General features: G+C 63.2%; 7 protein-coding genes. 2 read left to right on the top strand and 5 right to left on the bottom strand.

Annotation, left to right across the window (positions count from 1 at the left end):
* Positions 1 to 414: thiamine pyrophosphate-dependent enzyme (locus EOC06_RS30520; protein ID WP_245470228.1), on the top strand; the 414-nt coding region annotated here is incomplete at its 5' end.
* Positions 415 to 466: 52 nt separating this feature from the next.
* Here EOC06_RS30520 and EOC06_RS30525 read toward each other — a convergent pair.
* Both EOC06_RS30525 and EOC06_RS30530 read right to left on the bottom strand, forming a co-directional pair.
* Complete coding sequence (locus EOC06_RS30525; RefSeq protein ID WP_128309540.1) at positions 467 to 910, bottom strand: CHRD domain-containing protein; 444 nt, start codon at positions 908 to 910, stop codon at positions 467 to 469.
* A 138-nt stretch (positions 911 to 1,048) separates the two neighbouring features.
* Positions 1,049 to 2,332: a cystathionine gamma-synthase family protein gene (locus EOC06_RS30530; RefSeq protein ID WP_128309541.1), complete on the bottom strand. Its 1,284-nt coding sequence runs from the start codon at positions 2,330 to 2,332 to the stop codon at positions 1,049 to 1,051.
* A gap of 125 nt (positions 2,333 to 2,457) precedes the next feature.
* On the opposite strand from EOC06_RS30530, the gene EOC06_RS30535 reads away from it, so the two are divergent.
* Positions 2,458 to 2,916 carry an Lrp/AsnC family transcriptional regulator gene (locus EOC06_RS30535; protein WP_127271209.1) on the top strand — a complete coding sequence of 153 codons (459 nt, stop codon included), beginning with the start codon at positions 2,458 to 2,460 and terminating at the stop codon, positions 2,914 to 2,916.
* A gap of 45 nt (positions 2,917 to 2,961) precedes the next feature.
* Here EOC06_RS30535 and EOC06_RS30540 read toward each other — a convergent pair whose 3' ends face one another.
* From EOC06_RS30540 to EOC06_RS30550, 3 genes are read right to left on the bottom strand one after another with little or no spacing between them, the layout of a single operon-like run.
* Positions 2,962 to 3,933, bottom strand: a complete 972-nt coding sequence (locus EOC06_RS30540; protein ID WP_013894623.1) for an ABC transporter substrate-binding protein — start codon at positions 3,931 to 3,933, stop codon at positions 2,962 to 2,964.
* Between the two features lie 40 nt (positions 3,934 to 3,973).
* Positions 3,974 to 5,128: an ABC transporter permease gene (locus EOC06_RS30545; protein ID WP_128309542.1), complete on the bottom strand. Its 1,155-nt coding sequence runs from the start codon at positions 5,126 to 5,128 to the stop codon at positions 3,974 to 3,976.
* Complete coding sequence (locus EOC06_RS30550; RefSeq protein ID WP_127272550.1) at positions 5,125 to 6,003, bottom strand: ABC transporter permease; 879 nt, start codon at positions 6,001 to 6,003, stop codon at positions 5,125 to 5,127. The genes EOC06_RS30545 and EOC06_RS30550 overlap by 4 nt, the downstream gene beginning before the upstream one ends.
* Positions 6,004 to 6,228 lie beyond the last annotated feature (225 nt).

A 6,228-nucleotide genomic window follows, 5' to 3' on the forward strand; every position in this document is an offset into this window, starting at 1 on the left:
TATGGCACGCCTGCGGCCGTCGCCGCCAAGGAGCTGTTCCCGGAGCGCACCGTGGTCGCCTTCGCCGGCGACGGCTGCTTCCTGATGAACGGGCAGGAATTCGCCACCGCCGTGCAGTATGACCTGCCTATCATTGTGGTCGTCGTCAACAATGGCATCTACGGCACCATCCGCATGCATCAGGAGCGCGAATATCCCGGCCGCGTCGTCGCCACCGATCTTAAGAACCCCGATTTCGCGGCCCTCGCCCGCGCCTATGGCGGCCATGGCGAAACGGTCGACAAGACCGCCGATTTCGCTCCCGCCTTCGAACGTGCCCGCGCCAGCGGCAAGCCGGCGATCGTGGAAATCCGCCTCGACCCCGAAGCGATCACGCCGACCAAGACGATGACGCAGATACGCGACAAGGCGTAGTCCAAACAAAAAAAGAGGCGGTCGCCCGCCCCTTTTTGTCATGCGGCTTGCGCTACTTGGCGGTCTCGATCTGTCCGCGGATTTCGCCGTCCTTGTTGGCTGCCGTGTGCACGTTGACATAGTCCTTGCCGCCCATCAGGTCGGCGGCCTGCGCGTCGGTCAGCACGGCCGACCCTTTGATCGGGCTCTTGAGCTTGCCCTTGAACGGGATCGCTACCCCGGCGTTTTCACCCATCGCGGCTGGGCCGTGAATATGCCCGGCGGTCGCCGGCCCGCTGAGGCCGGAATATTTGACGTTCCAGCTGAGTTTCTTCGTGGCCGTGTCGAAGGTAAGAGCTGCGGTGCCCTTGCCTTTCGTGGTCACCGGCGGGTTCTGCTGGGCGCCGTCGAGCGTCGCTTTCAGCTTCACCGTCTCGGCCAGGGCCGGCGCCGCCGTAAGGAAGGACACCGAGATGGCCAGTGCCGAAAGCATCGGCGCCAAGAATTGGATACGCATGAGAATCTCCGTTTGCTGATGACATCCAGCCACGGCTCCCCGGCGCGCGGATGTATCGGCACAAGGCTTATAAGAGCGAATGGCTGCGCGCGAGTAACACTTACGTGCAGACTAATGGACCGCGCGATACCGGCGGCGTCAGACGGCTGCCAGCGCCTGGGTCAGGTCGGCGATCAGATCGTCCGGGTGCTCCACGCCGATCGACAGCCTGACCGTGGTCTCCAGCACGCCGATGCGCTCGCGCACCTCGAAGGGTATGCCCGAATGGGTCATGGCCGCGGGGTGGCTGGCCAAGGATTCCGTTCCGCCCAGGCTCACCGCCAGCTTGAATATCTGCAGGTTGTTGAGAAAGGCGAAAGCCGCCTTCTCGCCGCCCTTGATATCGAAGGAGAAGGTCGAGCCGGCACCAGTGCATTGCGCCCTGTAGGTGCGGCCAGCCGGCGTTTCCTCGCCCAGGAACGGAAGGTAATGCACCTTCTCGACCTTGGCATGGTCGCGCAGGAATTCGGCGACCAGGCGCGCATTGTCGTTGGCCCGCTCCATGCGGATCGACAGCGTCTCCAGCGAGCGGCCAAGCATCCAGCAGGAATGCGGGTCGAGCTGCGTGCCGATCGCGCCGCGCAGCGCCTTGATCGGCTTGGTGACCGCCTTGCTGCCCATGGCGGCGCCCGCGATGAGATCGGAATGGCCGCCGACATATTTGGTCAGCGAATAGACGGACACGTCGGCGCCATGTTCGATGGGCCGCTGGAACACCGGGCCGAGCAGCGTGTTGTCGCACACGACGATCGGCGTCGACCCTTGGCTCGCGCCGATCTCGTCGGCGATCTTGCGCATCAGCGCGATGTCGACCAGGCTGTTGGTCGGGTTTGACGGCGTTTCGATCAGGATGACCGACACGCGGCCCTTCGCGACGGCCGCATCGGCGGCGGAGCGCACCGCCGTCTCGTCGACGCCGTCCGCGAAACCGACCGCGCCGATACCGAAGCCGGAGAGCGTGCGCGTCAGAAGCGTCTCCGTGCCGCCGTAAAGCGGCTGCGAATGAAGGATGACGTCGCCCGGCCTGATATAGGCGAGCAGCGTGGTGGCGATCGCCGACATGCCGGATGAAAACAGGATGCAGGCATCCGCCCCCTCATAGATCGCCAGCCGGTCCTCGACGATCTCGCTGTTGGGATGGTTGAAGCGCGAATAGACCAGGCCCGACGCCGTGCCGCTCGGCGGCTCCTTGCGGCCGGAGGTGTAGTCGAAGAAGTCGCGTCCTTCTTCCGCCGACTTGAACACGAAGGTCGAGGTCAGGAACACCGGCGGCTTGACCGCGCCCTCCGAAAGTTGCGGATCGAAGCCATAGCTCAGCATCAGCGTCTCCGGGTGGAGCTTGTGGTTGCCGATATGGGTTTTCGACGGGCGTGGCGCGGTCATGAGCTTTCCTGCCTGTTCGAGTGACATAGTGAACGGCAATTTATGCGATCCCGTTCCGCCAGTCCTTGCTATTTTTGGGCTCTCATGGCCGCATTCCCGCAACAAATTGCCCGGAGAGACGGAAAGTGCAGCAGAAGATAGCCGATGATTTCGACCGCAGGATTCTGCGCGAACTGCAGGCCGACGCCCGCATCACCAACAATGAGCTTGCCGAGCGGATCGGCCTGTCGCCGTCGCCCTGCCTGAGACGGGTGCGGCGGTTGGAGGAGACCGGCGTCATCAGAGGCTACACCACCCTGGTCGATCCCTCAGCCTTCGGCTGGAGCATGGTCGCCATCGCCACCATCCGGCTCAGCCGCCAGAACGAGGACGAGATCGTCATGTTCGAGGACGCGATCCGCGGCTGGGACGAGGTGCTGGAATGCCACCTCGTCACCGGTTCGCGCGACTATGTGCTGAAAGTAGTGACGGGAAGCCTCGAACAATACGAGCGCTTCATCAAGGAAAAGATCGCGCGGCTGAAATGCGTCGCCTCGATCGAGACCAGCTTCGTCATGAACACCATAAAGGAACGGCGCCTCTGACATTTCTGCCGGAGGCGCCGCGTCTCGAGATCATGCGCAGTAGGCTTACTTGACCGCCTTGTCGGTGATGGCGGTGGTGTAGGCGCCAGTCGGCTCCTTGGTGATGATCTTCTGGTCGAGCAGCGCCTTGGCGGTGCGCTCGTAGGTCGCCGGGTCGAGCTTGCCGTCGGCATTGTCGATCAGCTTGGCGACTTCGCTCATCATGCGCTTCTGGTGGTTCTCGTCCTGGCCACCGCCGTCCATGACGATGCCAGCGGCTTCGTCATTGTTGTCAATGGCGTATTTCCAGCCCTTCATCGAGGCGCGCACGAAACGCACCATCTTATCTTCGAAGGCCGGGTCCTTGAGCTTGTCTTCGGACGCATAGAGCCCGTCCTCAAGCAGGTCGTTGCCCATGGCCGAGTAGTTGAACACGGTCAGCTGTTCGGGCTTGTAGCCGGCGTCGATCAACTGCCAGTACTCGTTGTAGGTCATGACCGAGATACAATCCGCCTGCTTCTGGATCAGGGGCTGCACGTCGAAGCTCTGCTTCAAGACGGTGACGCCGTCCGGGCCGCCGTCTGTCTTGAGGCCGAGCTTGTTCATCCAGGCGTAGAACGGATACTCGTTGCCGAAGAACCAGACGCCTAGTGTGTGACCCTTGAAGTCGGCTTCGGTCTTGATCGGGCCGTCCTTCGGGCAGACCAGCTCCATGCCTGCCTTCTTGAACGGCTGGGCGATGTTGACCAGCGGCACACCCTTTTCGCGGGCGGCCAGCGCACCGCCCATCCAGTCGACGATGACATCGGCGCCGCCGCCGGCGATCACCTGCTCGGGCGCGATATCGGGACCGCCCGGCTTGATGTCGACGTCGAGACCTTCGGCCTCATAGAAACCCTTGGCCTTGGCGACATAGTAGCCGGCAAACTGGGCCTGCGTGACCCATTTCAGCTGCAACGTCACCTTGTCGGCGGCCATTGCCTGGAAAGCGGCGAGCGACATCGCGCCGGCCAGAACGGGAATAATCAGTCTTTTCATTTTTTTACCCTCTGAAGTTAGTGCACTAAACCCACCGCCCCTATCCACCACGGACAGAGGGATGCCAAAACGTGACGGCTCTTTCGACAAGAGCGACCACGCCATAAAAGACCGAACCCGCAAGTGCTGCAACTGCGATTTCGGCCCAGACCATGTCGATGTTCATCCGCCCGACCTCGGTCGAGATGCGGAAGCCCATGCCGACGACGGGCGTGCCGAAGAACTCGGCGACGATGGCCCCGATCAGCGCCAGCGTCGAGTTGATCTTCAGCGCGTTGAAGATGAAGGGAGCGGCGGCCGGCAGCCTGAGCTTCAGCAGCGTCGGCCAGTAGCCCGACGCATAGGTGCGCATCAGGTCGCGCTCCATATGGCCGGAGGCGGCCAGACCGGCGACCGTGTTCACCAGCATCGGGAAGAAAGTCATGATGATGACAACAGCCGCCTTGGACTGCCAGTCGAAGCCGAACCACATCACCATGATCGGGGCGACGCCGATGATCGGCAGCGCCGAGACCATGTTGCCGATAGGCAAGAGCCCGCGCCGCAGGAACGGCACACGGTCGGCGAGGATTGCGGTGATGAAGCCGGCGCCGCTGCCCACCACATAGCCGAAGATCACCGCCTTGAAGATGGTCTGCCGGACATCCGCGCCGAGCACCGGCAGCGAACCGGCGATGCGCGCGCCGATTGCGCTTGGCGGCGGCAACAGGATGAAGGGAATGCCGGCCCCGCGCGTCACCGCTTCCCAGATGATCAGTATCCAGGCGCCGAAGATGGCCGGGATGATCAGGCGCAACGCGGTCCGCGCCCAGCTTGCCATCGGGCGAAGGCCCGACAGGACGGCGACGCAGCGCCAGCCAAGCAGCCAGGCACCCGTGAGCAGCAGGAAATAGGGCGCCCGTGCCAGGCCCTCGAAACCGGTGATGCCGCCAATCAGCAGCCAGGCGGCCAGATGCGCGCCGATGAAAAGCACAACCGCTTCGACGACGGACGGTATTCTGGTCATCGAGATCAAAGCGGCGAGAAGCAGCACGCCGAAGATCAGCCAAGTCGTCGCCACATAGGGATATATCAACGTCCCTGCAGGCTGCGCCAGCGCATCGACTTTCGGCGCGGCGATCGGGCCGAGCGCGACCGCGATCAGGCACAGCACGATCGCCGACACCGCCTGCCAGGAGGGTTTCAGCCAGTTCATGCCGGCCTCCCGCCCATGGCGCGGTCGACGAGGCGCCCGGCAATGCCGACAACCATGACGAGAAGTGCTGCCACCACAGACCCAGCAACCAACGCCGACCAGATGTCGATGGACTGGCTGTAATAGGCGCCGGCGAGCAGCTTGGCGCCGATGCCGGCGACCGCACCGGTCGGCAGTTCGCCGACGATGGCGCCGACCAGGCTTGCCGCCACCGCCACCTTCATCGAGGTGAACAGGAACGGCACCGAGGCCGGCACGCGCAATCTCCAGAAGGTTTGCGCACGACTGGCATTGTAGGTGTGCATCAGGTCGAGATGCATGATCTCGGGTGAGCGCAGCCCCTTCACCATGCCGACGGTCACCGGGAAGAATGACAGATAGGTCGAGATCATCGCCTTCGGGATCAGGCCGCTGATGCCGATCGCCCCCAGCACGACGATGATCATCGGCGCCACCGCCAGGATGGGAATGGTCTGCGAGGCGATGATCCACGGCATCAGGCTGCGGTCGAGCGTCGCCACATGGACAATGCCGACCGCAATAATGATGCCGAGCGCGGTGCCGAAGGCAAAGCCGAGCAGCGTCGACGACAGCGTCACCCAGGCATTGTAGACCAGGCTGCGGTTCGAGGTGATAGGCCGCAGGAAGGTGTTCTCGAAGAAATTCACCGCCACCTGATGCGGCGCCGGCAATGTCGGCTTCGGCTGCGACAGCGTCTTGCCGATGAGTTCGCTGAACGTGGAGGTCTCACCGGCGCGACGGTCGAGATCGCGCTGGAACGGCGCGTTGAGGATGACAGCGAAGACATACCAGAGCACGACCACCCCAGCGAGGATCGAGGTGACGGGGATGAGTTTGTCGCGGAAGGTGTCCATTAGGTGCGCTCCCCTTTGCCCAACGGCAAAGAGCGGCCGTACCCATTCTTCGTCATCCTAGGGCGAAGCAAGGAGCGAAGCGACGCGGCGCAGACCCTAGGATCCATGCCGTTACCTCTGTGCTCCACAACGGTGCGGAACAAGGCTCCCTGTGCCTCGCCCTGCTTGGCCTGTTTTCTCAACCGTTTTCGCCTTTCGGCCGGCGTCACGGCATGGATCCTAGGG

It is taken from the genome of Mesorhizobium sp. M7A.F.Ca.MR.362.00.0.0 (assembly GCF_004023175.1).
In the GTDB taxonomy this organism is placed as follows: Bacteria; Pseudomonadota; Alphaproteobacteria; order Rhizobiales; family Rhizobiaceae; genus Mesorhizobium.

Bases quoted from the DNA above. Each gene is read 5' to 3' on its own strand.
- EOC06_RS30530 (WP_128309541.1), bottom strand. From the start codon at position 2,332: ATGACCGCGCCACGCCCGTCGAAAACCCATATCGGCAACCACAAGCTC.
- EOC06_RS30545 (WP_128309542.1), bottom strand. From the start codon at position 5,128: ATGAACTGGCTGAAACCCTCCTGGCAGGCGGTGTCGGCGATCGTGCTG.
- EOC06_RS30525 (WP_128309540.1), bottom strand. From the start codon at position 910: ATGCGTATCCAATTCTTGGCGCCGATGCTTTCGGCACTGGCCATCTCG.
- EOC06_RS30550 (WP_127272550.1), bottom strand. From the start codon at position 6,003: ATGGACACCTTCCGCGACAAACTCATCCCCGTCACCTCGATCCTCGCT.
- EOC06_RS30540 (WP_013894623.1), bottom strand. From the start codon at position 3,933: ATGAAAAGACTGATTATTCCCGTTCTGGCCGGCGCGATGTCGCTCGCC.